Consider the following 26,073-nt stretch of genomic DNA (forward strand, 5'->3'; position numbering starts at 1 on the left):
GAAGACTCGATGAGCATGGTGCACATGTCGGCGGGCATCAATCCGCCGGCCTCGCCGCACCTGCTGTCGGAGCCCGCCATCGTGGCGCGGCTGGCCGAAGCCACGCTGCCCGAAAGCACCATCCCCTGGCGCTGGCTGGTGGAGGACTACGACCGCATCCGCGAGCGCATCGAAGCCGTGTTCGACGACTTCGCCGGCTTCAACGAGAAGATTCGCGTGCCGGGCGGCTTCCGCCTACGCAACACCGCATCGGAACGTGTGTGGAACACGCCGTCGGGCAAGGCGGAATTCCATGCGCATGCCGTGCCGACCGATACGCCCGTGCACCGCGCCCGCGAGCGCCATGCCGATGCGACGGTCTTCACGCTCGCGACGGTCCGTTCGCACGACCAGTACAACACCACGATCTACGGCATGGATGACCGCTATCGCGGCGTGTTCGGCCAACGCCGCGTGGTCTTCATCAACAAGGAAGACCTGCACACCATCCGCATGAAAGACGGCGAGTGGGTCGACATGGTGACGCTGTCCGAAGACGGCACCACGCGCCGCGCCGATGGTTTCCGCCTGGTGGCGTATGACATTCCGCGCGGGTGCCTGGCGGCGTATTACCCCGAGACCAATCCGCTGGTGCCGCTGTCTTCCGTGGCCGATCAGGCGCGCACGCCGACATCGAAGTCGATTCCGGTGATGCTGGTGCCGAGCCAGGTGCAACGCGCCGCGGATACGACAACGGCCACCACGGCCGAAGCCTGATGCCAACCGGGCCGGCGTGGTCTGCGCTGCAACTGGCGCTGCTGGCCGCATTGCGCGACACCGACGCCGGCAACCCGGTGTCGCTACGCCGACCGTCCCATATCCCTTCAAGGGTTTACACCCGTGGGCTTCTCTCGTTTGCGCCCCGGCTTCGCCTTGCAGTTGCGAAAATTGCTGCTGGGGACGGTGCTTGGGCGTCGTGTTGATAAATCATATAACTTATTGATTTATAATCATATTTACGGTGGCGAGCACCGTCGCCTGCTCCGCGCAGTTCCAAATTGAGTGACCAAAGTTCCAGATTCAGTGAATCTCGACAGCGGGCACCATGTCCGCCCTGGCTGCATCTGATGTCCCCGCGGCCTGCGCCATGTTGCAGCCGATTCCTTTCCTAACATGCGCGCGCTGTGCTGCGCATTCTGGATAAGCAGTCGCTCACGACGGAGTTGGCGCAGTTGAGTCTCGATTTGCTGGGCATTAGACCGGCAACCCACAGTGAGCGGCCCTGTTTGACCTGCGCCGGTCGCGTGAGCAAGAGCGTTGGCTCTCCGAAATGATCGAGAAGGCCAGAGGGCAGCGACCACCAGGCAACCGAAGGTGAGCCGCCGCGCTGCGTATGATGGGCCACCCCCTGCCTGGAGGGCGCGTCGATGCGCTACTTCGCCCAAATCTCTATGCATTCGAAGGCTAAGTTCAATGCTGTCGCCAGACGGCTCAACGCGCGTCCGAGCAAGACTGTAATCTTCGATACGCCACGCAGGACGATTCCATCAATTCGTTGCATCGAGCGGCTGATTCCGCAGCCAACAGTCGACCTTGGCGGACCACACGGTACGGACATTCAGACGTCCGTTGCAGCCTGGCTGCAGCCGGTCATTTCGCCTCGCTCACCCGTCAACCCGAGGCACTTGGGAGGGCGAGCTTCGTTATGCAGATTGGAAGTCATCCGAGGGATAGCTGGCTAGCAATGCAGCGCATTGCTCCCGCAGGAAGACAGTCAACTCGCTGATCGCCGGCGTCAGTTGTGCACGGTGGGCACAGATCAAGTGCAGCGGCGCGGGCTCGCAATACGCTGACGGGAGTAGCTCCACCAGCCGTCCTGCCTTCAGATCGTCGATGAGGTCCAGTCGCGACTTGTAGACGATGCCTTCTCCGGCGATCGCCCAGCGACGCACCGCATCGGCATCGTCGCTGATGCGATTGCCTGTGACCGCCACGGTGCGATCGCCGCCCGGCAGGGTAAAGCGCCAGCGCTCGTGTATCTGCTCGCTCCATACGTACCGAAGGCAATTGTGTCTGCGCAGATCGTCAACTTTGGCCGGTACACCATGCCGTTCGATGTACGACGGTGCGGCACATAACGCGCGGCGATTGTTGTCGACCAATTTCATGGCGAGCAGAGATGAGTCAGCCAGCGCTCCGTAGCGTACGACGGCATCCAGCGGCTGGCGGATCAGGTCGGCCGCACGGTCGCTCATCTTCAGGTGCAGCGACAAACCAGCGTGCATGTGCTGAAAATCATCCAGCCACGGCAGCAGCACGTTTCGACCAAAGTCCGACGGGGCGGAGAGCCGCAGCGGGCCGGACAGCGCCGCACGGGCGTTTGCCAAGGCCTGCTCGCCTTGCTCCCGGGCACCCACCATGACGCGCGCGTGCGGCAGGTAGCGCTCCCCAGCCTCCGACAGTTGCATGCTGCGTGTGGAACGCGTGAACAGGCGAGCGTCCAGCGCCTTTTCCAGCCTCTGAACGGAGGCGCTCGCCAGCGCGGGCGCAATGTTCAGTTGCCGCGCCGCCTCCGAGAAGCTGCCGGCGTCCGCCGTGTACACGAAGATCTGAACGTCATCCAGGCGAATGATTTTCATCGAAATGCCGAAAGTGTTTGAGTATGGCGGCAGTTTATCCGTGGATTGCTGAAAGATAGCATGGTGTCCATACCCTCTTGGAGACCACGTGTATGAAAGCCATTGGCTTCTATCAGAACCAGCCCATCAGCCACCCGCAGGCACTGCAGGATATCGAGCTGCCGACACCGGAGTTGCGCGACCACGATCTGTTGGTGGAAGTGAAAGCGGTGTCGGTCAACCCGGTCGATACCAAAATCCGGCGCGGTGGAGATATCCCCCAGGGCGGTGCGCGCATTGCCGGCTGGGACGCTGCGGGAATCGTCCGTGCGACGGGTCCGCTGGCTACACGCTTCAAGCCGGGCGACCGCGTCTGGTATGCCGGTGACATTACGCGGCCCGGCAGCAACAGCGAGTTGCACGCCGTGGACGAGCGCATCGTCGGCCCCATGCCGACATCACTTGACTTTGCCGAGGCCGCTTCGCTGCCCCTGACGACGATCACAGCGTGGGAGTTGCTGTTCGACCGCCTGCGTGTTCAGGCAGCGGACCCGAGCGACAACAACGTGCTGCTGGTCATTGGAGCGGCAGGCGGCGTCGGCTCGATCCTGACCCAGCTCGCGCGCGAGTTGACGGGTATGACCGTGATCGGCACGGCCTCGCGGCCCGAAACCCGCGAGTGGGTGCTCGCGCATGGCGCGCATGACGTTCTTGACCACCATCAGCCTTGGGCCCCCCAATTGGCCGCGCTCGGCATCGAGCACGTGACCCACGTTGCCGGGTTGAACAACAGCGCCGCCTACGTGCCGCAAATCGCCGCCGTGCTGCGCCCGGAAGGTCAGTTTGCCCTCATCGATGACCCGGTCGGTCTGGACATCGGACCCTTCAAGGGGAAATCCATCTCGATTCACTGGGAGCTGATGTTCACCCGCGCGATGTTCACGACCGACTCCATCGCACGGCAACACGCCTTGTTGCGCCGCGCGGCGGAACTGGTTGACCAGGGCCGCCTCAAGCACACCCTGACCCGACGCATTGACGGCATCAATGCCGCCGGTCTCATCGAAGCGCATGCGTTGGTCGAGGCGGGCAACATGATGGGCAAGGTCGTCGTTGCCAACCCCTGAACCTTTCTGACAAGGAGCATCAACATGACATCGCCAATCGTCAGCACGGCAACGGTCAGCCTAGAAGCCGCGCAAGCACTGCTGGCCGAAGCGCGCCGTGCGTGCACCGCGCGCGGCTTCGCTGCGACAATCGCAATTACCGATGCAGGAGGCCACCTGCGCGCTTTCGAGCGCGCGGATACCGCCCCTTTCCTGACCGTTGACGTCGCCATCAACAAGGCATGGACGGCCGCCTCGTTTGGCATGGCTACGCACCAATGGAATCAATACATGGCCGAACCCGCCGTTGCCCCGCTAGCGCACCATCCGCGCTTGACGCCAGTAGGCGGCGGCGTACCGCTCTTTTACGAAGGGCGTCTGGTGGGTGGCATCGGTATTTCTGGGGGAACATCCGTTCAAGACCATGAGGCCGCTGAGGAGGCGCTGCGTAACGCAGGGTTCTTGCAATGAGTCGGGCATTGCTCGTGAGCAACCTGCATGGCTGATGCCACTCCGATAGCTGCAGTGGATGGAGTACTGGCCGGCTGCTTCCGAGGCGGTGGAGTAGCTGCGTCGTACTCGCGCCCGTCTCAGGAGCTTCGCTTCGGCATTCCAAACAGTGCCCGCGCTGCAGCATCGACATCCTCAGCCTGTATCTCAGTCGCGTCGCAGTAAACATCCCGGATCGCGCAAATGCTGAGTACCTCGTTAATGAGGGCGTCCACATCGGCGATGGTTCGACCACGCAACACCGTCTGACATTTCTCCAACGCACCGGCGTCAACCCATAGATAGCTGGTAAGGGCTTCAATCCGACTGGCAACATAGGCATCAAGATCAGCACCCGACGGGATGTCGAAGCGGACTTTCATTCCATACCGGCCAGAGCGCAACGCCGCTTGATCCAGGCGGTCATAGTGGTTCGTCGCGGCAATGAACACGACGTCCCGCAGACGCCCACGCGCACCGTCGAGCGTCGTTAGGATCTTGTTCGTCAGTGTCGCGTAGCCCGAATGCCGCCGGTCGGCTAGCACATCATCGGCTTCATCGATGAAGACGATGGCGGGCCGCAGGTCACGTGCCTCTCGAATGAGACGATCCCAGGCGTCGGGCCGCCCGATGATGTCCGCGCCATCGATTTGCAGAAATGCATATTCGGATGCCCTCGCCAGCGCCATGGCTGCCTGTGTCTTGCCGGTCCCGGGCGGCCCATAAAACAGCAGCCCCGTCGGCAAACTTGCCCCCAGGGACTCCAGGCGGTCGGCGTTTACCAGTCGATCGGCAAGGTCGTCGAGCGCATGCCGGGACTCCCCCGGCATGATGATCTGTTCGATCGGCTTGACGTCGGGGGGAAGATGTCCGCCCCGGCCCTGCAGAAACCGCATCGCCTGTCGGCCAACGGCGAAGGAGACCTTACCGCTGAACTTATCCTCGGCCTGCATTTCCTGAAGCTGCTTGCCGAGCGCACGCAAGCGCGCGGCGCTGAAACCGTCCCAACGTTCTGCAAGGGCGTGAATGGTGTCCTTGTCGACAGCATCCGGGCCGAGGCAGGTCCCGATCGAATGGGTCAGCAGCGAGATCCGGGCCGCGAGATCAGGCGGAGGGATCTCGATCTTGAAATCGAAGCGACCTTCGCGAATGGCAGCCGCATCCAGTTGTTCCAGAAAATTTGTGGCGGCCACGAACACGATGGGCGTGGTGCGCAGGCCAACGATCTCCGTGAGCATGGTGTTGACCACGTCCCTGTCCATCGAGTGCGCCGATGCCGTGCCGTCGCGCGGTTTGAGGAGCGAGTCGATCTCGTCAATGAAGAGCACGCAGGGGCTGATTTCCCGCGCGGCATCAAAGACCGCCCGGATCTTCTGAGGCGTCTCGTTGATCCATTTCGAGGCGACGTCGCCGAAGGAGATCGAGAGGATTGGGAGGGAGAATTCGCCTGCTAGCGCTTCCGCCAGGAGACTTTTGCCGTTGCCAGGTTCGCCGAAGAGCAGGATGCCGTTGCGGGGAATACCTTGGCCTTGCTGGGCATCAAGAATCTCCGAGACACTGCGACGCAGCCGTTGTTTGGTTTCTTTCATGCCCGCCACGTTTTCCAACTTGAGCCGGGGCCAGTGAATGCAGTGTGTGAACGCTTGGGTGGCATCAGAGTACTGGTTCACATCAGGCGGATGGGGCACGGTATGGCCTGTACGCGCGACGTCAGCATTCTGAGAGGCGGGCTTCAGCAAGGCGGCGATGCGTGGCATGGTGATCTCGCAAGTAGGAATAGCAGGGCAGGGTGTTTTTAGCGGGCTGATTCAGTGTCCTGCCCGGTCTCCCCAATGCAAGTCAGGTCTCTGGGGCAGTCCCCGGCGCGAAGCTGGGCAGGCACAGGAAGGACGAGGCTATCCGCTCGACTTCTGTCGGCGCTCGCGACGCACCTGTCCGCGGGCTTCTTGGACACGAAGCCGAAGTTCTTGCCGCTCCTGCCGCCGCTTCCATGCGAGGGGACGTATCAACCGGTCGCGCAAGCGGCGCAGCCACACCTCAACTGCACTTGGCGGCACTGTCGTTGGAATCAGAAGCTGGCTATTGCCATTGGTGATACGGGTGACGTCACGCTGATTAACGTGAGAGACAGGGCGGCGAATTTGCATGTCGGTCCCTTCAAAAAGGCGAATGATTGGTGAAATGGCCGTTCGGGAGCCTCAAACTCATCGGCGGCGGGACCGCATCCAGCGGATCAGCGCAAGCAAAGGCTTGACGCACTCCAGCGCGAAGTCGCGGCACTCGATCACGAACACCTTCCAAAGTGGGTGGTGGTCCATTGGATTCTCCAGGGGGTAAAAGCGGGAGGTCGACCTTTCGGCCTCGGCTTTCTCACGACGTGGTCGATCGAGAGACAGTTCTAGGTTCTCATGCACATTCCGGGATGCAAGTCGGCACGGGTGGGGCAGCCCGGGCGCAAGTTAGCCGTGGGGCCTGCGCCAAGGGTGGAGAGCTGGAATAGGCGAGCGCCCAAAAACAACGGCCGCTTGTGCGGCCGCTGGGTGATGCGATGCTGGAGCGCCTAGCTACCGGTTGTAAACGTGAAGGTGCGTGAGAACGCTGTTCCGTTGATTGTGCCGTTCAGGACCACGCTGTACTGCGTGTTGGGCTGCAGCGGCGTGGTCGGATAGGCGACCGCTTGGTACTGCCCAAGAAGGTGGTTCGGATCGGCGGTCGAGTTCAGTATCTGCAGGCTGATCGGCACCTCACCCGGGGCGGTGTAGATGGCGCTGGTGAGCATCACCGTATCGCTGAGATTACCCATCACTGAAACCGGCGTACCCCAAGCGCCACTGGTATTTGGCGGCGTCGGCGTTTCGCCTGCGCCTCGGTACGCGATACCCATCACACCCTGACAGGGAAACGTCTGGGGCGCGTTGGCAAGCGTGTATGTTGCCGTTTGTCCGAACTGCACCGTGCCCGCCCCGGCAGGGAAACCGTTGTAGGTAGTTTCGTATTCGCCAAAGCCGACCAAGTTGGCAGGGTAGGTCATGATCGAAACGTGATAGACGCCGCTTGCCCATGCAGAGACGAACTGCCGGCCGAATTGAGCTGGGGTCACGATAGCCTCGTCATAGAAGCCAGCGTCGCCGCGTCCTGTGAACACCCCTGCGGGCCAGCCGAGGGTCGCCGCCGTATCGGCGCCTGTCACACCCGTGAAACCTGGCCTACCTTGCACTTCGGTATCCGTTATGACGTTGTTCAACCCTTCATATTTCGCGTGCGCTTGCGCAGCCTGATCGAGAATCGTGTTCTCCTGCAGCGCGGGAAAGCCGCACTGAGTGCGGTACTGATTGATGGCATTGAACATTGCGAGCTGGGCGCTCGCGCCGGCGTATTGCGGCGTTGCCACCGTGCCGGGAACGCTCTGCGTGGGCGAGTTGGTTGGCACGTTGGATGGGGAGCCAGCATCAGAGCTGCCTGCGCTGTCGCCGCCACCGCAGGCGGAGAGGCACAGTGTGGACGCGAGCGTGTATGCCAGTAGAGAGAAATTATTGGTCAATTGGATTCTCCGGTTATGGAACGGTGGCGGCCTAAAGCGGGCCACGCAGGTTCATCCTATTGACCAATTTTCAGAGTCAAGTGCACGAGTGGAACAGCCTAGTGAATCTCCGGACACAGCCACCCAACCAAGCTATTGGGTAGGCCCAGCCTACTTGATTGGGTTGTCGTAGCCCTGCGCCCGCGAGGTGTTTCACGGGGCAGGGATTGCGGGATATTCCCGACCGCTAGTTCCAATCACGCCAAGCTGATCGCCATACCGTTCCGACCCACCTACGCTTCGGTGCCCATCTCGGCTCGCAGGGGTTTGCCGCCACGCAGCTTGGCATTCGCGCGGGCACCTACCTGCCAAGCGGCACCACCGCATCAACGTGCACGTTGGGGTGCCGGTCAAGGCGAATTGCCGGTGCGGCGGCGGCTGCTATTCGCGCATACAGGCGTATGGCGACACGGGCGAGATCCCTGCAGGGGCTCGGGGAGTGCGGACGGAGAATCGGCATGCACCTTTGTGCAGATCGGTATCAGCGACGCGTTTTTCCAGGCCGTCCACATGCGACAGGACACGTGACCGGTGCACAGCGGAATCGAACCGCGTCTGCAACTACGTGACCCGCGCATCCATCACCCCGCTTCTGTCTTGGGCGCCGCGTTCGACGTCAAGACAGGCACCGAGACGCGTCGTGGGTGGATGAAAAGAACGGTGACAAGGGCGGCTACTCCACCGAGTGCGGCGAGCGCGTACAGGCCGTTCGCGTAGCTATTGGTGGCGCTCTTGAAGGTTCCGACCAAGTAGGGGGCGCGAATCCGCCTAATGGAATTGGCCTTGCAGCGCGATGCCCGGTGGAAGACGCGTGGCAATCGGGCAAGCTTGTTGTGCCTTTTGCCTTCACGTACTTGAGAGGCCGCTGGTATTGCTTTGCGTACCCTGCCAACAAGGCGGAACTCCCCTCGGTTGTGGCCTTTCGGGAGTGGCTTTTGGCAATCGGCGAATAAGCGGAGGGTCAGTCTGTCCTTGGTCGGCCCTTGTGTCATTGGGCACCCGGACCGGTGCGGTAGCATAGACATTGCACTTTGCTAACGTTCACCACCATCGGCTACGCGAGATATGCGCATTCCCCCAATGAAGTCGATCATTGCGTTCGAATCCGTCGCACGGACCAAGAGCGTAAATCGCGCGGCTGAAGAACTTGGCCTCACCGCTTCAGCTGTCAGTCATCAGATCAGCAATCTCGAAGCCGCGATCGGCCAGCCATTGTTTTTCCGGCAGGGGCGTGGGCTGGTGCTGACACCGGTTGGCGAACAGTACCTGCGTGATGTGACCGGTGCGCTGGCCGACCTGGGCCGCGCCACCGAACGCGCTTCCAGTCGCACCGACGTTGAAATCCTGCGCGTCCATTCAAGCCCGAGTTTTGGCCTGATGTGGCTATTGCCCCGGCTCGCGGCATTCCAGGAGGACCACAGTGATATCCGCTTGAATGTCTCGTGTTCGTATGAGGATGTCTCGTTTACCAGCGGCTTTTACGACATCGATATCCGCTATGGGCACGCACATTGGCGCGACGTCCAGATCAAGACGCTGCGCGGCGAACGTATTGTCCCGCTGGCGTCGCCTGCATATCTGAATAACCACCCGGTGCTGTCTCCAGAGGATTTGCTCGCGCATCGGCTCATTCGATCCGAGACGCCGCTTGTGCAGTGGCAACAGTGGTTCGCCCGTGTTGGCGTCGAACACATGCATGTGTCGTTCGATTTTGCGTTTGATCGTTCGTACATGTCGCTTGAAACTGCTGCGCTCGGATTCGGCGTGGCGCTTGAAAGCACGTTGCTGGCATCGGTCCTGATAGGCCAAGGGCGACTGGTGCCGGTGTTCGGCGACGACCACGCGCTTGAGGTTGCGGGGCACCACATCGTGTTCCCGCCGCAGAATGCCGACTTACCGCGCGTGGCACGCTTCCTTGCCTGGGTCGACGGGCAACTGAAGACACCTCCGGTGACTTAGGCCGCTAGGGCGGCATGGTGCGCTGCACCAGAACCCCGCCGGTCCTCATCTGAATATTTCTCAGCCATAGTTGAATCCAACTGCGTTGATCGAATGGCCTGCTGGAACAACACTGCAGCCAACAAGATTCCAACAGGCAGGAGACAACGATGTTGCTCGAGAACAAGGTGGTGATCGTGACCGGGGCGGCCTCGCCGCGCGGTATCGGTAAGGCGACGGCCAAGGCGCTTGCCGCACACGGTGCACGGGTCGTAGTGCTGGATTTGCGGCTGGAAGATGCGGAGCAGGCTGCACGCGATCTGGGTGAAGGCCACCTCGGCCTGGCTTGTGATGTGACCGATCGCAGCGCCTGCGATGCTGCTGTCCAGGCAGCTCTCACAAAATATGACCGCATTGACGGTCTCATCAATAACGCCGGTATCACGCAGCCGCTGCGCACGCTCGATATTCAAGCGGGCAATTTCGATGCGGTGCTAGACGTGAACCTGCGCGGCACGCTGTACATGTCGCAAGCCGCGTTGCCGCACATGAAGGCGCGCAAGGGCGGCAGTATCGTCTGCATGTCGTCCGTGTCCGCACAGCGCGGCGGCGGCATCTTCGGTGGTCCGCACTACAGCGCTGCTAAAGCGGGTGTGCTGGGCCTTGCCAAGGCCATGGCACGAGAGTTTGGCGGCGACAATGTCCGCATCAATTCCATCACGCCAGGGCTCATCCAGACGGACATTACAGGTGACAAGCTCACGCCCGAGATGCGCACCGAGATCATCAAGGGTATCCCCCTTGGCCGGCTCGGTGATGCTGCGGACGTTGCCAATGCGTGCTTGTTCCTCATCAGTGATCTGTCAGCTTACATGACAGGCATCACGCTCGACGTGAACGGCGGCATGCTGATTCACTAAGCGACGCAACCTTTACCGCCACGGCTCGCATATCGGCCGAGGCCTTCTTCGAGACACATGCACCCGGGTCCACCCGGGGCACATGGTAGGAGACACCATGACCACGAAGCTTGCTTCGCCCCTGCCGGGCGATGAGATGGCGCGCGTCGATGCGGCCACGTTCGAGTCCCGCACCTACGCCAAGGTCGCGCGCCGGCTCATTCCCTTCCTGATGATCTGCTACCTGGGAGCCTATCTGGACCGCGTCAATGTGGGGTTCGCCAAGCTGCAGATGCTCAATGATCTGAGGTTCAGCGAGACGGTGTACGGCTTGGGCGCCGGTATCTTCTTTCTTGGCTACTTCCTCTTTGAAGTACCGAGCAATGTGATCCTGCATAAGGTGGGGGCGCGCAACTGGCTCGCCCGCATCATGCTGACGTGGGCAGTCATCTCCGCGGGCTTCGCGTTTGTGTCAACGCCCACGTCGTTCTACGTGCTTCGCTTTTTGCTCGGGGTCGCAGAAGCCGGTTTCGCACCCGGCGTCATCCTGTACATGACGTACTGGTTTCCATCCCAGCGCCGGGCCAAGGCCCTGTCGATGTTCTTCATGGCGATTCCGCTTGCAGGCATCGTCGGGGGGCCATTGTCGGGCTACATCCTGCACACGTTTCATGGCGCGGCAGGGCTTGCTGGGTGGAAATGGCTGTTCCTCATCGAAGCCTTGCCGTCGCTGCTGCTGGGCGTGGCCATCCTGTTCTACCTGGACAACGGAATCGCACACGCCAAGTGGCTGACCGACGCAGAAAAGGCTCTACTCGAGCGCAATGTTGCAGGAGATAACGCACAGAAGACCGCGCATGGCTCCGTGGGCGCCTTCGTTGCGGATCGCCGCCTGTGGCTGCTGGCTGCCATCTACTTCTGTGTCGTGCTAGGCCAATACGGGCTGACGTTCTGGCTACCTACCTTGATTCGTAAGGCCGGTGTGGCCGATCCGCTGTGGGTGGGCGTGTTGACGGCAGTGCCCTACGTATGCGCCATCGTCGCGCTGCCGCTGATCGGCATGAGCGCAGATCGCCGCCGCGAGCGTCGCCTGCACCTTGCTGTGCCGATGCTGGTGGCTGCGGCCGGGTTCGCGGCGCTGCCGCTGATTGGCAACGTGGGTGCAGCGCTGGTGTGTCTGAGCATTGCCGCCGCTGGGATCCTGTCTTCGTCATCGCAGTTCTGGTCGTTGCCCACCGCCATGCTCGGCGGCATGTCGGCCGCCGCGGGCATTGCTGCAGTCAATTGCTTCGCCAATCTGGCCGGATTTTTTTCGCCGGCGATCGTCGGCTGGCTCAACGACCTCACGGGCAAGTCAACGGCCGGGCTGATGTTCATCTCTTCGGCCATCGTGCTGGGCGCCGTGCTGGTCTTTTTCGTGCCGGCCAAGGTCGTCAACCGCTGAGTCGGCGGCTGTCTCCGCCTAGGCTTTCCGTTTCATTTCAGGAACAATCATGACTTCCACATCATTGCCCCCAACCGACGCCGTGCCGCTGGCCGAGCGCGCTTACCGGATCCGCCGCAACGCCCTGCTGATGGGCGAAGTGCAGGGCCAGGGCTACATCGGGCAGGCGCTCGACATTGCCGACGTGCTGGCTGTTGCCTACTTCGGCGCCATGCGCTATCGGCCCGAAGATCCCGAATGGGAAGGCCGCGACCGCTTTCTGCTCTCCAATGGCCACTACGCGATTGCGCTCTACGCCGCGTTACTCGAAGCCGGCATCCTGCCTGCCGAGGAACTCGAGACGTATGGCAGCGACGACAGCCGCCTTCCCATGTCGGGCATGGCCAGCTACACGCCCGGCATGGAGATGTCTGGCGGCTCGCTTGGACAGGGGCTCACCATTGCGGTCGGCCGTTGCCTGGGTCTCAAGCGCAAGGGCTCGGACGCGTTCGTCTATACGCTGTTCTCGGATGGCGAGCTCGATGAGGGCGCCATCTGGGAGGGCATCCTTTCTGCCGCCCACTGGAAGCTGGACAACCTGATCGCTGTGGTGGACGTCAACAACCAGCAGGCGGACGGCCCGTCGACGCAAATCATGGCGTTCGAGCCACTGCTGCCGAAACTGGAAGCCTTTGGCTGGTTCACGCAGCGCGTGGACGGCAACGACATCGAGGCGGTCAAGGCCGCGTTCGATGCGGCGCGTACGCACAAGAGCGCGCAGCCGCGCATGATCATCTGCGACACCCGCATGGGTTGCGGTGTTCCGTTCTTGGAGCAGCGCGAAAAGAATCACTTCATCCGCGTTGACGCGCACGAATGGCAGCTTGCGCTGCAAGCACTGGAAGCCGGGAGGACCGCATGAGCAGCACCGTATTGAACAAGCCCAAGCTGAAGACCTCGGCAATGATTGCCTCGATTGCCGGGGAAGGGCAGGCAACCCGCCCGGCGCCGTTCGGCCACGCGCTGGCTGATCTGGCACGCGTCAAGTCCAATGTCGTCGGCATGACCGCAGACCTGGGCAAGTACACCGATCTGCACATCTTCGCCAAGGAATTTCCGGACCGCTACTACCAGATGGGCATGGCCGAGCAACTGCTCATGGGCGCGGCCGCCGGTCTGGCCAACGAAGGTGCGCAGCCATTTGTGACGACGTACGCGGTATTCGCAACACGTCGCGCGTATGACTTCATGCATCAGACGATTGCCGAAGACAACCTCGACGTGAAGATCGTCTGTGCGCTGCCTGGCTTGACCACCGGCTATGGGCCCAGCCATCAGGCCGCCGAAGACCTGGCCCTGATGCGTGCCATGCCGAACATGACCGTCGTCGACCCGTGCGACGCGCTGGAGATCGAGCAGATGGTGCCAGCTATTGCAGCGCACGCGGGGCCGGTCTATGCGCGTTTGCTACGCGGCAACGTTCCCGTGGTGCTCGACGAGTACGGCTATCAGTTCGAGCTGGGCAAGGCCAAGCTGCTGCGCGACGGCGCCGAAGTGCTCGTCATTTCGTCCGGCATCATGACGATGCGTGCCCTGGAAGTTGCCAAGGCGTTGCAGAGCGATGGTATTGGCGTGGGAGTGTTGCACGTGCCGACGATCAAGCCGCTGGATACCGAAACCATCCTGCGTGAGGCGCAGCGTTCGGGGCGGCTCGTAGTGGTGGCCGAGAACCACACCGTGATCGGTGGCTTGGGTGAGGCTGTCGCCGGCACCTTGATGCGTGCCGGGGTCAGCGTGCCGTTCCGGCAGGTGGGGCTGCCGGATGCGTTCCTAGACGCTGGGGCGCTCCCGACGCTACATGACCGTTACGGGATTTCCTCCGACGTTATGGCGTCGACAATCCGCGGTTGGTTGAGTTAAAAGAACGGCCTTCGCCTGCAGGAGGCGGAGGCTAAACTCCACGACCCCTCGAGTGCTACTGCTCTTGCGTGTCGCGAGCGACCGGGGAGCAGTGCGGATGTCAGGCGAATATCACGCGAAAGTTCTCTCGGTGCGCGGCGCGCGGCGTGAATCTCTCAGACACACGGCCTTATCACTGACCGCACCGTTGTTGCCGATCTTGCAAAACCGCCTTTCGATTGAAGTCCGTTCGCCGGCTCAAACCATACCTAGTCCTGCTGCGTACGTGGCACTGATCGCCACGCGCGCGGACGAAGCCCCGAGTCAGTCATCAACAGGGGGTGGATCGGTTGGAAGCCAAAGTCCGCGTGAGAGGCAGCCAAAAGCCATCAGAAAAGGCATCGAGACCGCTCGCAGCGCGCCTGCGTTCACTATGGCCCAGGCAATGGCCGGCCAGTCCTCGCTCGCTTCGAGGAGAGGGCTGCATGTGCAGAGTTATAGAGAGACGGTCGATGCCGTGACTTTGACTCCGTAAATGCTGGAGGCCTTCATAGTGGGGGATCGCAGGTTTGCGCACGGGAGCGGTGATGATAATGGGATTGCCCCTCGAACGAGGATCCTAGAGAGCGGCGGGAATAGACGTTGAACGCAAAGCAACAGTCGAAGATGGCATGGAGAACCAGCGGTTCGCCATGCCATGTTCTGACCGGTGACCCGTCAGAATTTGTGCCGGAGGCCAACCGTGGCCTCAAACACAGAATTGCGCCCGCTGACAGGCAGCGTGAATCCCGGCGTACCAGCCAGCGTTGTCCATGCGCCTGTAAGGTGTGTGTAGTCCACGCCTGCATACACATCGGTGCGCTTGCTCAGGCTGTAGTCCAGCAGCGGGCCACCGGTAATACGCGTACCGCTTTGTCCGGCATGCTTGAGCCGGTCCACATATACAGGTAGTTTGAGCTCAAGCGCTGGCGTGAGCGGATAGCTCACCGCCACCGAGAACGAATCGTTCCGATAGCCCACCGGGTAGACGTTGCTGTAGATGTAGGACGCATACAGCTTGCTCGCCCCCAACTTGTACGTGGCACCGATGGTGAACACCTTCTGCGTGCTGTCCGGAATCGTGATGCCGAAATACGTGCTGCCGTAGGCGGTTGTTGCCGGCGTCAGCCCCCCGATATTGTTGATGATCTGGAAAGCGGCCCCGACGCTGAGCGGCCCATTGTCATACGACGCCGCCACGGCCGGCGACGAATTGTGCTTGGTGTCGCCCGCTGTTTCGCCAAAGGTGTAGGCGCCCTTGACGGTGAAGCCGCCAAAGCTCGGCGAGGTATAGCGCATGGTGTTGTCCAGTCGGCCGCCACCGGTCAGCCCGGCACCTTGGAAGCCCACGGTGCCGACATAGTTCGACAGCGCGTAGATGTCGTGCGTATACGCCATCTCGTGGACCAGCGTGTACTGGCGACCCAACGCAATCTCACCATAGGTCTGCGAAGAGAGCCCCACGACCGCGGTGCGGCCGAACAGGCGTGCGGTGCCGGACGGGGTGGATTGCTGCGTGGAGCCCGTGCCTGGCGTGAAGCCGGACTCGAGCTGGAAGAACGCCTTGTTGCCGCCGCCCAGGTCTTCGTTGCCCATCAGACCCCAACGGCTACCGGACAGCAAGCCGCCATTGCCCATGCCGATCTTGCTGTTGCCCGCGGCATTCTGGTGTGTGTTGTAGCGGATGCCGACATCGATGAGGCCATACAGCGTGACGCTGCTCTGCGCATGCGCCGCGGCAGAGATGGTTCCCAGGACGGCGACCGTCGTAAGCGATCTTTTCATTGTGGCTCCCTTTCAGTGTGCAGGTTGACTTCGTGTTGATGCTCAGTCGCCGGACGCACGAGTCCCCTCTCAGCCGCCTTGCAAGAAGGGTGGCTGCGATGCGCGTTTGTCTGGCCAATTGGGTGGTTGCTATTGCTGACGTGCGCGTCGGGATCGGCTCAATCCAGAACGCGCGCGATGAGCGATGTCAGCGCAGCGAAGGTTTTGACGAAAGAACGACGGGCCGCAAAGATTGAAGAGCAAGCAGCGGTCTTTATGGAGATTAGACGCCCGCATGCTTTTCTAACCAAGACGACTTACCTATGGGGCGATAGTCTCCGGCTGATGTCTGCGCGGTGGCCGTGCTCCATACTCATTCCTCCATGGCCTTGCCCATGTCTTCGACGATCTTCTTCGCATCGCCGAACACCATCATGGTCTTGTCCAGGTAGAACAGCTCGTTATCCAGCCCCGCATAACCGGACGCCATCGAGCGCTTGTTCACGATGATCGTCTTCGCTTTGTAGGCCTCCAGGATCGGCATGCCATAGATCGGACTGCCTTTCTGCTGGGCTGCGGGGTTCACCACGTCATTGGCGCCAAGCACGATCGCCACGTCGGCCTGGCCGAACTCGCTGTTGATGTCTTCCATCTCGAACACCTGGTCGTAGGGCACCTCGGCTTCGGCCAGCAGCACATTCATATGGCCGGGCATGCGGCCCGCCACGGGGTGGATGGCGTACTTCACGTTGATGCCTTTGTGCGTGAGCTTCTCGGCCAGCTCCTTCACTGCGTGCTGGGCGCGGGCAACTGCCAGGCCGTAGCCCGGCACGATCACCACCGTCTCGGCGTTGCCGAGGATGAAGGCTGCATCGTCCGCGCTGCCGCTCTTGACACTGCGTTGCTGGGCAGTGCCAGCTTGCACATCGCCTGTTTCGCCGCCGAAACCGCCCAGGATCACGTTGAAGAACGAGCGGTTCATCGCCTTGCACATGATGTAGCTCAGGATCGCGCCCGAGCTGCCAACCAGTGAGCCGGCGATGATCAGCATGCTGTTGTTCAGGCTGAAGCCGATGCCTGCCGCTGCCCAACCCGAATAGCTGTTGAGCATTGACACGACGACCGGCATGTCGGCTCCACCGATCGGGATGATGATCAGCACGCCCATCACGAAGGCCAGGACCAGCATCGCACCGAAGGCCGGCCAGCTTTCCGTGGCCATGAATACGACGCCCAGACCAATGGTCGCCAAACCAAGCACGAGGTTCAGCAGATGCTGGCCCGCGAACCGCACGGGCGCCCCCTGGAACAGCCGGAACTTGTATCGGCCCGACAGCTTGCCGAAGGCAATGACCGAACCCGAGAACGTGATTGCGCCAATCGCCGCACCGAGGAAGAGTTCCAGCCGGTTACCGGTTGGGATGGACGCATCCTTGGCCGCAATGCCGAACGCATATGGCTCGCCCACCGCCGCCATGGCAATGAACACCGCCGCAAGCCCGATCATGCTGTGCATGAAGGCCACCAACTCGGGCATCTTGGTCATCTCGACACGGTTGGCCATGAAGGCACCCACGCCGCCGCCGATCACCAGTCCGAGCAGCACATAGCCGAGGCCGAGCGCATTGCCGTCGGCAAGCTTGAGGATCAATGCGGCAGTGGTGAGCACGGCAATCGTCATGCCGGCCATGCCGAACCGGTTGCCGCGAATCGACGTGGTCGGATGGCTCAGGCCCTTGAGCGCCTGGATGAACAACACACTGGCCACCAGGTACAGCAGGGTCACCACGTCCAGGCTGATGAAATGCAGATTCACTTGGCACCCCCGCTTGCGACCGCAGGCTTCTTGTCCTTCTTCTTGAACATCTCCAGCATCCGGCGCGTAACCAGAAAGCCGCCAAAGACGTTGACCGCTGCTAGCGCCACCGCCAGCACGCCGATGATCTTGCCCGGCACCGTCTCGGTCAGCGCCGCGGCCAGCATGGCCCCGACGATCACGATGGCGGAAATGGCGTTGGTGACGGCCATCAGCGGCGTGTGCAGCGCCGGCGTGACGTTCCACACGACGTGGTAGCCGACATACACGGCCAACACGAACGTGGTGAGACTGACAATGGTGTGCGAGACCACTTCCATGATGTTTCTCCTCAGGTTCTCAGTACCGCGCCGCCCCGGGTCACCAGGCAGGCGGCGACGATGTCGTCGCTTTCATCGATGGCGAGCGCGCCGTCCTTGTCCACGATCAGCTTCAGGAACTCCAGCACGTTGCGTGCGTACAGGGCCGATGCATCCGCGGCCACGAGGCCGGGCAGGTTGGTCTCGCCCACGATGGACACACCATGCTTGACGACCGTCCTGCCTGCTTCGGTCAGTGTGCAATTGCCGCTCACACCGTCTGCACTCTTGCCGGCGGCGATGTCGACGATCACTGAGCCCGGCTTCATGGCTTGGACCATCTCTTCGGTAACGAGGACGGGCGCAGCCCGGCCCGGGATCAGCGCGGTGGAGATCACGATGTCGGCCTGCGCCACGCGTTTGGCCACTTCCACTTTCTGCCGTGCGAGCCATGATGCCGGCATGGGCCGGGCATAGCCGCCCACGCCTTCGGCGGCTTCGCGTTCTTCGTCCGTCTCGCAGGGCACATCGATGAACTTCGCACCCAGCGATTCGACCTGCTCCTTGACGGCGGGGCGCACGTCCGTGGCCTCGACCACGGCGCCCAGGCGCTTGGCCGTGGCGATGGCCTGCAAGCCCGCCACCCCTACGCCCAGGATGACGATGCGTGCGGCCTTCACGGTGCCCGCCGCTGTCATCAGCATCGGAAAGAAACGCTGGTAGCGGTCCGAGGCCATCATGACGGCCTTGTAGCCCGCGACGTTGGCCTGCGAAGAGAGCACGTCCATGCTCTGTGCCCGCGTGGTGCGTGGTGCGGCTTCCAGCGCGAAGCCGGTCAGGCCAGCTTGCGCCAGGCGCGTGAGGCTGGCCTTGTCATACGGGTCCAGCATGCCGACCAGCGCAGCGCCCGGCCGCATCTGCGCCAGGCCTTCCGGCGCGGGCTGCCGCACGGTCAGCACGAGATCGGCGCCGAACGCACCGGCCGCATCGATCATTTCGCAGCCGGCGGCCTCATACGCCTGATCTGGGATCGATGCGCGCCAGCCTGCGCTCTTCTGCACGCGCAGCACGTGGCCCTGCGCCTTGAGTTTCTTTGCCGTCTCCGGCGTTAGGGCGACACGCGTCTCGCCCTCCGCGGTTTGCAGCGGAATGCCTATCAACATCTGAGTCTCCAGGGAAATCGGCTCAGGACGTTGGCCGGTGCCGGCGCGTCCTGCTCATGCTCATTGGCTCATTGAAAATCCAGCAGGACTTTCATCGCTTGTGTCCGATCGCCTGCTAGGGCGAACCCATGAGCCGCATTGCGGTACGGCACGGTGGCGGAAATCAGCGGCTTGACGTCGACCAGTCCCTTGTTGAGTAGCTCCACGGCCATGGCGAACTCCTCATGGAAGCGGAATGCCCCGCGCAACTCAAGCTCCTTGGCAACGATGGCGTTGATGGGTAGCGTCAGCTCGCCGCCCAGGCCCACCTGCACGATGATGCCGCGCGGGCGCAGCGCCTCGATGGCGCCACGCAGCGCGCGCTCGTTGCCACTGGCCTCGAACAGCACGTCGATCTGTCCCTTGTCGGTGGTGTAGGGCTTGAGACCGTCGGGCTGTTCTGTCATGTTGATGGTCACGTCGGCGCCCACCTTGCGGGCGGCCCGCAGCGGATACGCACCCATGTCCGTGACGATGATCTCGGCCGCGCCCGCGCGCCGTGCCGCTACGACGATCAAGGCGCCGATGGGCCCGCAGCCCGTCACCAGCACACGCTTGCCCAGCAGCGGCCCGGCGCGGCGCACGGCGTGCAGCGCCACCGATAACGGCTCAGCCATCGCGCCCTCCTGATCGCTCACGCTGTCGGCCAGGCGGTGGGCCTGGCTTTCGTCGATGACGATCTCTCGGCGGAACGCACCCTGAATATGGGGCGTGCGCATCGCGCTGCCGTAGTAGCGCATGTCTAGACAATGGTTTTGCAGGCCTTGCTGGCAGTACTCGCACTGGCCGCAGGGCCGGCTCGGGCTGACGGCAATGCGGTCGCCCGTGGCGTGCCGGCGCACCTCTTGGCCGATTTCTTCAACGCGGCCTGCGATCTCGTGGCCAAGCACCATTGGCTCGGTCACGCGCACGGTGCCGAAGCCGCCGTGGTTGTAGTAATGCAGGTCCGAGCCGCAGATGCCGCCATAGCGCACATGCACGCGCATCTGGTTCGGCAGCACCTCGGGGGTGACAACGTCTTCAATGCGCAGGTCGTTGGCGGCGTGGATGACGAGTGCGTCCATGATGAGGTTCCAATGGGTTACAGGGTGGCGGTCACGCCGCCGTCAACGTAGAGGATGTGGCCGTTGACGAAGTCGGAGGCCTTGCTGGCAAGAAAGATGGCCGCACCGACGAGGTCTTCAACGTCGCCCCAGCGGCGCGATGGTGTGCGACCTACGAGCCACGCGGTGAACTCGGGGTTGTCCACCAGCGCCTGGGTCAGCTCCGTCTTGAAATAGCCCGGGCCCAGACCGTTGACCTGGATCCCGTATTGGCCCCAGTCGATCGCCATACCTTTGGTGAGCATCTTCACAGCGCCCTTGCTTGCGGTGTAGGGCGCAATGCCGGGGCGCCCCAGTTCGCTCTGCACCGAACAGATGTTGATGATCTTGCCGCGCTCGCGCGGGATCATGTGGCGGGCCACAGCCTGTCCGACGAGGAAAACGCTGTCGACGTTGGTTTTCATCAGCTCGTGCCACTGCGCTGTCTCAAATTGCTCCAGTGGCGCGCGACGCTGCATGCCGGCGTTGTTGACCAGGATGTCGATGGCGCCGAGCTCAGCCTCCACCCAAGCCACGCCTTCGGCCACGGCCTGGCTGTCGGTCACATCGAAGGCGGCGGTGTGGACGTCGGCACCTTGTGCGCGCAGGCTGTCGGCGGCCCGTGCGAGCTTTTCCTGCCCACGGGCATTCAGGACGACACGGGCGCCGGCACGAGCCAAGCCGCCGGCCAGTGCAAGCCCGATACCGCTGCTGGCACCGGTGATTAAGGCTGTGCGGCCGGTCAGGTCAAACATGTTCAGATTGGGATGCGTCATTGTCGTGTCTCGAGGTGTTTTCATCGATCCAGCGCAGCACCTGCTGGACCTGTGTATCGACCGGCAGGTCCGCCGGAATTTGGAGCACATCCGGCTCGTCCGCCGGCGCTTCAAGGACGGCGAACTGGCTCAGCACCAGGCTGGGCGGAAACATGTGGTCCGTGCGAGAGGCCACCCGTGCAATGGCGTCGGAGAGCGTGATGTCGACGTATACGATGCGCAGCTGCGGTACGGCGGCTCGCAACTGCTCCCGGTAACTTCGCTTAAGCGCCGAGCAGGCGAGCACGGCGTGGCCCGGTGCTGAGGCCAGCATGGTGGCGAGCATTGCCAGCCACGGCTCACGGTCGGCGTTCTGCAGTGGGATGCCTTGTCGCATCTTGGCCTGGCTGGCTTCGGAATGATGGTCGTCGCCTTCAATGCAGTGCGCCCCCAGCGCTTGTGCCACGCGTGCGGCCAGCGTGGATTTTCCGCAGCCGGCCACGCCCATTACCAGTACCTTGTGGTTCTGCATGGCGGGCCTATCGCTGTAGCACCTGGGGGTTGACGGGCGTCGGCGGCTGACCGGCCTGCGGCCCGCAGCCGAGCGCGGCGATCAGGTTGTCGACGGTCAGTGCGGCCATGGCCCAGCGCGTATTGACTGACGCGCTGCCGATATGCGGCGTCAGCACGATGTTGTCGAGTGCCAGCAGGTCCGGATGAATGCGCGGCTCGCCTTCAAACACATCGAGCCCGGCCGCCGCGATGGTGCCCTGGCGCAGCGCCTGCGCCAAGGCTTCGTCGTCGACGATGCCGCCGCGCGCGATGTTGGTGAGGGTGGCGGTCGGTTTCATCTTCGCCAGTTCGGCGGCGCCGATCGTGTGATGAGCCCCGGGGGAATAGGGCAGCACCAGGATGAGGTGATCGCACTCCCGCAGTAGCGTGTCCTTGTCGACGTAACGGGCATGCGCGCGGGCTTCGGTTTCGGCATCCAGCGGCGAGCGGTTGTGGTAGAGGACCTGCATCTCGAACCCCAGTGCGGCACGCCGGGCAATTGCCTGGCCGATGCGGCCCATGCCGAGAATGCCCAGCGTGGCGCCGTAGATGTCGCCGCCGAGCATCTGGTTGTAGATGCCCGTCTTCTGCCATTCGCCGCGCCGGACGAAGCGTTCAGATTCCGTGATTCGCCGCGCGGTGGCGAGCATCAGCGCGAAGCCGAAATCCGCCGTGGTCTGGGTGAGCACGTCGGGCGTGTTGGTCACCACCACGCCCCGCGCAGTGCAGGCGGCCACGTCGACATTGTTGTAGCCCACGCCCACGTTGCACACCGCCTTGAGCTGGGGGCATGCGTCGAGCAGCGCCGCATCAATGCGCTCGCTGCCCGTGCTCATCACGCCTTGCTTGCCTTGCAGCCGCTCGATCAGCCCCGACGGGCTCAGGACCGTGTCCGAGGGGTTGTCGGTTACTTCGAAGTACTCGCGCAGTCGGTTGGCAATATCGGGAAACGTGGCCCTGGTGACAAGAACGGAGGAACGCATGCAGGTCTCCAAAGTGGGATTCGGTGGTGTCGCGCAGAAGAGAAGACGCTTGTGGGGTCAGTTATTGCAGCGCGCTTCCAGCGCATCGATGAAGCTGCGATCCCAGCGGTCTTCCTTCATGGCGCGAATCGTCTCGGCTTCGGTGGCGAGTACGGCGCGCGCCTTGTCGATCAGCAGCGGCACATCGTCGGGCGGGATCGCGAGCAGGCCGTCCTGGTCTCCGACGATGACGTCGCCGGGGTTCACGACCATCCCGCCCACCGACACCGGCACGTTGATCTCGCCAGGGCCGTCCTTGTACGGGCCGCGGTGCGTCACGCCGCGCGCGTAGACCGGGAACTCGCGCTCGCGCAGCTCGGCTACGTCGCGCACCGCACCGTCGATCACCACGCCGACCACACCGATGCGCGCGGCGTAGTAGGTCAGGATGCCGCCGACCACGGCGTTCTGCAGGTCGCCACCGGCATCGATCACGAGCACATCGCCGGGCCGGCAGAACTCCAGCGCACGCAGGTAGGTCAGGTTGTCGCCGCCGCGGGAACGTGCTGTGACGGCCGTGCCGGCCATCGTTGTCGCGACCGGCTTGTGATAGGGGTGCAGGCTGCCGGTGCCTGTGTTGCGGTGCATGTTGTCGCTGATAGCGGCAACGGGCAGCTCGCGTAGGGCGGCAACCAGCGTGGCGTCCAGTTGAGGGAAGGACGGGATCTTGCGAATGGCCTTGTAGGTGCTCATCGATGTCTCGTGTGTCTTAGGACTCAGTGCTTAGTACTCAGGACAGGGCAAGCACCGCACGCTCGATGCGTTGGCAGCCCTCTTCAAGGGTTTCGAGCGAGGTGGCGATCGACATGCGGAAGTACGGCGACAGGCCATAGGCCGTACCGGCGACGACGGCCACGCCCTCGCGCTCGAGCAGGTACATGACGACATCGCCGTCGGTATCGAGCGTCTTGCCGTCGGGCGTGGTCTTGCCGATTAGGCCAGCGCAGTTCACATAGAGATAGAACGCCCCGTCCGGTGCGTTGCACGAGAGGCCGGGGATTGCATTGATGCGGGCTAGCGTCGCGTCGCGGCGCTGCTTGTAGATGGCCACGCTCTCGGCAACGAAGCTCTGGTCGCCGTTCAGGGCCGCTGCCGCTGCCGCCTGGCTGACCGAGCAGCAGTTACCGGCCGATTGCGAGAGGAACGTATCGAGCGCCTGGATCAGGTCGCGCGGGCCGGCTATCCAGCCGATGCGCCAGCCAGTCATGGCGTAGGTCTTGGACACGCCGTTGATGACCAGCGTGCGCTCGCGCAGTTCGGGCGCTGCATTGAGTAGGTGCGGCGTGCGTTGTGCATCGAAGCGGATGTGCTCGTAGATGTCATCCGTCATGACGACCACCTCGGGATGGCGAGCCAGCACGTCGGCAAGCGCCCGGTATTCGGCCAGCGTGTAACTCGCGCCTGTCGGGTTGCTAGGCGAATTGAGTAGCAGCCACCGGGTACGCGGGGTGATGGCGGCTTCCAGTTGGGCCGCTGTCAGCTTGAACCCCTGCACCTCGGGACAGGGCAGCGTGACGGGCGTGCCGTCGCAGGCAAGCACCATGTCGGGGTACGACACCCAATATGGGGCAGGGATCAGCACCTCGTCTCCGGCTTCGAGCGTGACCGCCAGCGCGCTGTAGATCGCGCTCTTCGCGCCGTTGGTGGCGATGACTTCGTTCAGTGCGTAGTGCAGGTCATTCTCGCGCGCCATCTTGTCGACGATGGCTTGGCGCAGTTCCACTGTGCCCGCCATTAGCGTGTAGCGTGTCGCGCCTTTTTCGATGGCCTGTGCGGCCGCTTGGCGGATGTGCGCCGGCGTGTCGAAGTCGGGCTCGCCGACCACGAGGTTCACGATGGACTTGCCCTGGCGGCGCAATTCGTTCGCACGATCGGCGGCGGACGTGCTTGGCGATGGCTTGATGCGGCGGACGCGGGCGGCAATGCGGGACGTGGTCACGAGGGTCCTTGCTGCGTTGATCGTTGAGGGGAGGTATGGCGCAACCTTAGACGCCGCCGCGAATGAAGACCAAGACGACTCGAGTATGTCTAGATAGGAAACACCTATAGGTATGGAACTTGCACTGGGCATAAGCTTTTGCATGAGGAGCACGGGCGGCCCACGCCCCGGGGATAGGAGAACACTTGAACTTCAGACGATTGCGGTACTTCGTAAAGATTGTCGATGTCGGCAGCGTCACGCAGGCGGCCGATCTGCTGCATGTTGCGCAGCCGTCGCTGAGCCAGCAGATGGCTACGCTCGAAGGCGAGGTGCGTCAGCAATTGCTGCTGCGCACCAAGCAAGGCGTGGTGCCGACCGAGGCGGGCAAGGTGCTGTACCGGCATGCCCAGGCAATCTTGCGCCAGGTGGATCAGGCCAAGGTCGAGATGAAGGCCGCAGGGCAGGGCTTGTCGGGCGCGGTCTCGGTTGGGCTGGCACCAGGCACTGCAGCGTCGGCGCTTGCGCTGCCGTTGCTTCGCGCCGTGCGTGCGCGGCACCCGGGGATCGTGCTGTACCTGAACGAGACCTACGGCAGCACGCTGTCCGAACTGATCATGAACGGGCGCATGGACATGGCAGTGCTGTATGGCGGCAAGACCGTAGTGCATGGCCTCTCGTTCCTTCCGCTGCTGCGCGAGCAGCTCTACGTGGTCGGTCCAAGCAGCATGCCGGCGCCCCCGGAGGAGGTGCCGCTGGCGATGCTCGGCGAGATCGACCTATACCTGGCACGCCCTTACAACGTCGTGCGCCGGCTGGTCGACGAGGCGTTCGGCGCCATCGGCATGGCGCCAAAGGTGTCGGCGGAGATTGAATCGGCTGGCACGCTTAAGGCCATCGTCGCCGATGGCCTGGGCGCGACCATCCTGCCCGCTTCGATGGCCAAGGAGGTGGCAATGTCGTGTGACGCGTGGCAGCGCCGCATCATCGATCCCGTGATCGAAGCGCCGCTGGCGTTGTGCCAGTCGGGGCATCAGCCGCTGTCCGAGCCTGCCCAGGCCATCAAGGAAATCCTGCTCGAGCTGGTGGCCGGGCTGACGGGCAACCTCCTGCCGTCTGACGTGGCGGAGCACCACGAGGCGTCATAAGCCGCGCCTATCGGGGCAAAGACAAACCGTCTTGGTACAGAGCGGCCGAGGTCGATACTGTGTCCACAACAGCATCTTGTGGACAAACATGGACCTCTCGCAGATCAAGCAGCTCATCGACGCCATGGCGTCTTCGGACCTTGCCGAGATGAGCTTCAGCCATGAGGGGTGGGTCTTGAGGCTCGTGCGGCGCCCGTCCGCTGGGCAGGGCGGGTGCGCTTCGCCGACGAGTGCGCCGCCAGTCCCCGCGGCCGCGGCTGCCGTCCAGCCTTCCTCTGGTCCACAGCCGATTGACGCCGCACCGCAGCCGCGCGAACTGTTGGCTCCGCTGTTCGGAATCGCGCATCTGCGGCCTGCACCGGGCGAGCCCGTTTTCGTGCAGCCGGGCCAGACAGTCCAGGCTGGCCAGACCTTGTGCGTGATTGAAGCAATGAAGGTCTTCAACGCGGTCGTCGCGGAAAGCGACGGCACGGTGGAGGCCGTGTTGGTGGAGTCCGGCTCAGAAGTCGAGGCCGGACAACCCTTGATTCGATTCGCGTGAGGCA

General features: G+C 62.9%; 24 protein-coding genes and 1 pseudogene. 12 read left to right on the forward strand and 13 right to left on the reverse strand.

Annotated features, from left to right (window positions below):
• Both NG900_RS25905 and NG900_RS26775 read left to right on the forward strand, forming a co-directional pair.
• Positions 1 to 756, forward strand: a 756-nt coding sequence (locus tag NG900_RS25905) for a molybdopterin dinucleotide binding domain-containing protein (protein ID WP_289813995.1), incomplete at its 5' end; no start/stop codon positions are given.
• Positions 756 to 842: pseudogene (locus NG900_RS26775) on the forward strand (MarR family transcriptional regulator); the annotation flags it as partial. The gene NG900_RS25905 and the pseudogene NG900_RS26775, both read left to right, overlap by 1 nt.
• 840 nt (positions 843 to 1,682) lie before the next feature.
• On the opposite strand, the gene NG900_RS25910 reads toward NG900_RS26775, so the two are convergent.
• Positions 1,683 to 2,612 (reverse strand): LysR family transcriptional regulator, encoded by a 930-nt coding sequence (locus NG900_RS25910; protein WP_252685228.1) that lies wholly within the window; start codon positions 2,610 to 2,612, stop codon positions 1,683 to 1,685.
• Between the two features lie 98 nt (positions 2,613 to 2,710).
• On the opposite strand from NG900_RS25910, the gene NG900_RS25915 reads away from it, so the two are divergent.
• Both NG900_RS25915 and NG900_RS25920 read left to right on the forward strand, forming a co-directional pair.
• Complete coding sequence (locus tag NG900_RS25915) at positions 2,711 to 3,724, forward strand: zinc-binding alcohol dehydrogenase family protein (protein ID WP_252685169.1); 1,014 nt, start codon at positions 2,711 to 2,713, stop codon at positions 3,722 to 3,724.
• Between the two features lie 24 nt (positions 3,725 to 3,748).
• Positions 3,749 to 4,174 carry a GlcG/HbpS family heme-binding protein gene (locus NG900_RS25920; protein ID WP_252685171.1) on the forward strand — a complete coding sequence of 142 codons (426 nt, stop codon included), beginning with the start codon at positions 3,749 to 3,751 and terminating at the stop codon, positions 4,172 to 4,174.
• Between the two features lie 119 nt (positions 4,175 to 4,293).
• Here the strand turns inward: NG900_RS25920 and NG900_RS25925 are convergent, their stop codons facing one another.
• Together NG900_RS25925 and NG900_RS25930 are read right to left on the reverse strand one after the other, a co-directional pair.
• Positions 4,294 to 5,949 carry an AAA family ATPase gene (locus NG900_RS25925; protein ID WP_252685173.1) on the reverse strand — a complete coding sequence of 552 codons (1,656 nt, stop codon included), beginning with the start codon at positions 5,947 to 5,949 and terminating at the stop codon, positions 4,294 to 4,296.
• An 803-nt stretch (positions 5,950 to 6,752) separates the two neighbouring features.
• The gene (locus NG900_RS25930; RefSeq protein ID WP_252685175.1) at positions 6,753 to 7,733 is read right to left on the reverse strand and encodes a CAP domain-containing protein; all 981 of its coding nucleotides are present in this window, start codon (positions 7,731 to 7,733) and stop codon (positions 6,753 to 6,755) included.
• A gap of 683 nt (positions 7,734 to 8,416) precedes the next feature.
• Here NG900_RS25930 and NG900_RS25935 point away from each other — a divergent pair.
• The 6 genes from NG900_RS25935 to NG900_RS25960 all read left to right on the forward strand — a co-directional run bounded on the left by NG900_RS25935 (position 8,417) and on the right by NG900_RS25960 (position 13,952).
• Complete coding sequence (locus tag NG900_RS25935; RefSeq protein ID WP_252685177.1) at positions 8,417 to 8,725, forward strand: type 2 periplasmic-binding domain-containing protein; 309 nt, start codon at positions 8,417 to 8,419, stop codon at positions 8,723 to 8,725.
• Between the two features lie 112 nt (positions 8,726 to 8,837).
• Positions 8,838 to 9,731: a LysR substrate-binding domain-containing protein gene (locus NG900_RS25940; RefSeq protein WP_252685179.1), complete on the forward strand. Its 894-nt coding sequence runs from the start codon at positions 8,838 to 8,840 to the stop codon at positions 9,729 to 9,731.
• A 149-nt stretch (positions 9,732 to 9,880) separates the two neighbouring features.
• Entirely contained in the window at positions 9,881 to 10,630 is a 750-nt protein-coding gene (locus NG900_RS25945) for an SDR family NAD(P)-dependent oxidoreductase (RefSeq protein WP_252685181.1), read from the forward strand.
• Positions 10,631 to 10,727: 97 nt separating this feature from the next.
• On the forward strand, positions 10,728 to 12,053 hold the full coding sequence (locus NG900_RS25950) for an MFS transporter (RefSeq protein ID WP_252685183.1): 1,326 nt from the start codon (positions 10,728 to 10,730) through the stop codon (positions 12,051 to 12,053).
• A 49-nt stretch (positions 12,054 to 12,102) separates the two neighbouring features.
• Positions 12,103 to 12,954 carry a transketolase gene (locus tag NG900_RS25955; protein WP_252685185.1) on the forward strand — a complete coding sequence of 284 codons (852 nt, stop codon included), beginning with the start codon at positions 12,103 to 12,105 and terminating at the stop codon, positions 12,952 to 12,954.
• Entirely contained in the window at positions 12,951 to 13,952 is a 1,002-nt protein-coding gene (locus NG900_RS25960) for a transketolase family protein (RefSeq protein WP_252685187.1), read from the forward strand. Before NG900_RS25955 ends, NG900_RS25960 begins: the two co-directional genes overlap by 4 nt.
• Before the next feature lie 696 nt (positions 13,953 to 14,648).
• On the opposite strand, the gene NG900_RS25965 is transcribed toward NG900_RS25960, so the two are convergent.
• From NG900_RS25965 to NG900_RS26010, 10 genes are all read right to left on the reverse strand, one after another.
• Positions 14,649 to 15,755: a porin gene (locus NG900_RS25965; protein WP_252685189.1), complete on the reverse strand. Its 1,107-nt coding sequence runs from the start codon at positions 15,753 to 15,755 to the stop codon at positions 14,649 to 14,651.
• 352 nt (positions 15,756 to 16,107) lie between these two features.
• The gene (locus NG900_RS25970) at positions 16,108 to 17,535 is read right to left on the reverse strand and encodes an NAD(P)(+) transhydrogenase (Re/Si-specific) subunit beta (protein WP_252685230.1); all 1,428 of its coding nucleotides are present in this window, start codon (positions 17,533 to 17,535) and stop codon (positions 16,108 to 16,110) included.
• Positions 17,536 to 17,546: 11 nt separating this feature from the next.
• Positions 17,547 to 17,870, reverse strand: a complete 324-nt coding sequence (locus NG900_RS25975; protein ID WP_252685191.1) for an NAD(P) transhydrogenase subunit alpha part 2 — start codon at positions 17,868 to 17,870, stop codon at positions 17,547 to 17,549.
• Between the two features lie 11 nt (positions 17,871 to 17,881).
• Positions 17,882 to 19,012, reverse strand: a complete 1,131-nt coding sequence (locus NG900_RS25980; protein ID WP_252685193.1) for an NAD(P) transhydrogenase subunit alpha — start codon at positions 19,010 to 19,012, stop codon at positions 17,882 to 17,884.
• A 68-nt stretch (positions 19,013 to 19,080) separates the two neighbouring features.
• Positions 19,081 to 20,115 (reverse strand): L-idonate 5-dehydrogenase, encoded by a 1,035-nt coding sequence (locus tag NG900_RS25985; RefSeq protein ID WP_252685195.1) that lies wholly within the window; start codon positions 20,113 to 20,115, stop codon positions 19,081 to 19,083.
• A 17-nt stretch (positions 20,116 to 20,132) separates the two neighbouring features.
• Positions 20,133 to 20,909 carry a glucose 1-dehydrogenase gene (locus NG900_RS25990; protein WP_252685197.1) on the reverse strand — a complete coding sequence of 259 codons (777 nt, stop codon included), beginning with the start codon at positions 20,907 to 20,909 and terminating at the stop codon, positions 20,133 to 20,135.
• A complete protein-coding gene (locus NG900_RS25995; protein WP_252685199.1) occupies positions 20,881 to 21,420 on the reverse strand; it encodes a gluconokinase in 540 nt (179 codons plus the stop codon). Before NG900_RS25995 ends, NG900_RS25990 begins: the two co-directional genes overlap by 29 nt.
• Before the next feature lie 7 nt (positions 21,421 to 21,427).
• Positions 21,428 to 22,423, reverse strand: coding sequence for a 2-hydroxyacid dehydrogenase (locus tag NG900_RS26000; RefSeq protein WP_252685201.1), 996 nt, complete (start codon positions 22,421 to 22,423; stop codon positions 21,428 to 21,430).
• 57 nt (positions 22,424 to 22,480) lie between these two features.
• A complete protein-coding gene (locus NG900_RS26005; protein WP_252685203.1) occupies positions 22,481 to 23,155 on the reverse strand; it encodes an RraA family protein in 675 nt (224 codons plus the stop codon).
• 37 nt (positions 23,156 to 23,192) lie between these two features.
• A complete protein-coding gene (locus NG900_RS26010) occupies positions 23,193 to 24,401 on the reverse strand; it encodes an aspartate transaminase (protein ID WP_252685205.1) in 1,209 nt (402 codons plus the stop codon).
• A gap of 185 nt (positions 24,402 to 24,586) precedes the next feature.
• On the opposite strand from NG900_RS26010, the gene nac reads away from it, so the two are divergent.
• Positions 24,587 to 25,528 (forward strand): nitrogen assimilation transcriptional regulator NAC, encoded by a 942-nt coding sequence (gene nac / locus NG900_RS26015; RefSeq protein ID WP_252685207.1) that lies wholly within the window; start codon positions 24,587 to 24,589, stop codon positions 25,526 to 25,528.
• Between the two features lie 88 nt (positions 25,529 to 25,616).
• Entirely contained in the window at positions 25,617 to 26,069 is a 453-nt protein-coding gene (locus NG900_RS26020) for an acetyl-CoA carboxylase biotin carboxyl carrier protein (protein ID WP_252685209.1), read from the forward strand.
• Positions 26,070 to 26,073: the final 4 nt, after the last annotated feature.

Source organism: Ralstonia soli, from assembly GCF_023955655.1.
GTDB lineage: Bacteria > Pseudomonadota > Gammaproteobacteria > Burkholderiales > Burkholderiaceae > Ralstonia > Ralstonia soli.

What these genes read in the sequence shown, in the direction of transcription:
- NG900_RS25915 (WP_252685169.1), top strand. Translation starts at nt 2,711, where the DNA reads ATGAAAGCCATTGGCTTCTATCAGAACCAGCCCATCAGCCACCCGCAG.
- NG900_RS25920 (WP_252685171.1), top strand. Translation starts at nt 3,749, where the DNA reads ATGACATCGCCAATCGTCAGCACGGCAACGGTCAGCCTAGAAGCCGCG.
- NG900_RS25925 (WP_252685173.1), bottom strand. Translation starts at nt 5,949, where the DNA reads ATGCCACGCATCGCCGCCTTGCTGAAGCCCGCCTCTCAGAATGCTGAC.
- NG900_RS25940 (WP_252685179.1), top strand. Translation starts at nt 8,838, where the DNA reads ATGCGCATTCCCCCAATGAAGTCGATCATTGCGTTCGAATCCGTCGCA.
- NG900_RS25945 (WP_252685181.1), top strand. Translation starts at nt 9,881, where the DNA reads ATGTTGCTCGAGAACAAGGTGGTGATCGTGACCGGGGCGGCCTCGCCG.
- NG900_RS25950 (WP_252685183.1), top strand. Translation starts at nt 10,728, where the DNA reads ATGACCACGAAGCTTGCTTCGCCCCTGCCGGGCGATGAGATGGCGCGC.
- NG900_RS25955 (WP_252685185.1), top strand. Translation starts at nt 12,103, where the DNA reads ATGACTTCCACATCATTGCCCCCAACCGACGCCGTGCCGCTGGCCGAG.
- NG900_RS25960 (WP_252685187.1), top strand. Translation starts at nt 12,951, where the DNA reads ATGAGCAGCACCGTATTGAACAAGCCCAAGCTGAAGACCTCGGCAATG.
- NG900_RS25965 (WP_252685189.1), bottom strand. Translation starts at nt 15,755, where the DNA reads ATGAAAAGATCGCTTACGACGGTCGCCGTCCTGGGAACCATCTCTGCC.
- NG900_RS25975 (WP_252685191.1), bottom strand. Translation starts at nt 17,870, where the DNA reads ATGGAAGTGGTCTCGCACACCATTGTCAGTCTCACCACGTTCGTGTTG.
- NG900_RS25980 (WP_252685193.1), bottom strand. Translation starts at nt 19,012, where the DNA reads ATGTTGATAGGCATTCCGCTGCAAACCGCGGAGGGCGAGACGCGTGTC.
- NG900_RS25985 (WP_252685195.1), bottom strand. Translation starts at nt 20,115, where the DNA reads ATGGACGCACTCGTCATCCACGCCGCCAACGACCTGCGCATTGAAGAC.
- NG900_RS25990 (WP_252685197.1), bottom strand. Translation starts at nt 20,909, where the DNA reads ATGACGCATCCCAATCTGAACATGTTTGACCTGACCGGCCGCACAGCC.
- NG900_RS25995 (WP_252685199.1), bottom strand. Translation starts at nt 21,420, where the DNA reads ATGCAGAACCACAAGGTACTGGTAATGGGCGTGGCCGGCTGCGGAAAA.
- NG900_RS26000 (WP_252685201.1), bottom strand. Translation starts at nt 22,423, where the DNA reads ATGCGTTCCTCCGTTCTTGTCACCAGGGCCACGTTTCCCGATATTGCC.
- NG900_RS26005 (WP_252685203.1), bottom strand. Translation starts at nt 23,155, where the DNA reads ATGAGCACCTACAAGGCCATTCGCAAGATCCCGTCCTTCCCTCAACTG.
- NG900_RS26020 (WP_252685209.1), top strand. Translation starts at nt 25,617, where the DNA reads ATGGACCTCTCGCAGATCAAGCAGCTCATCGACGCCATGGCGTCTTCG.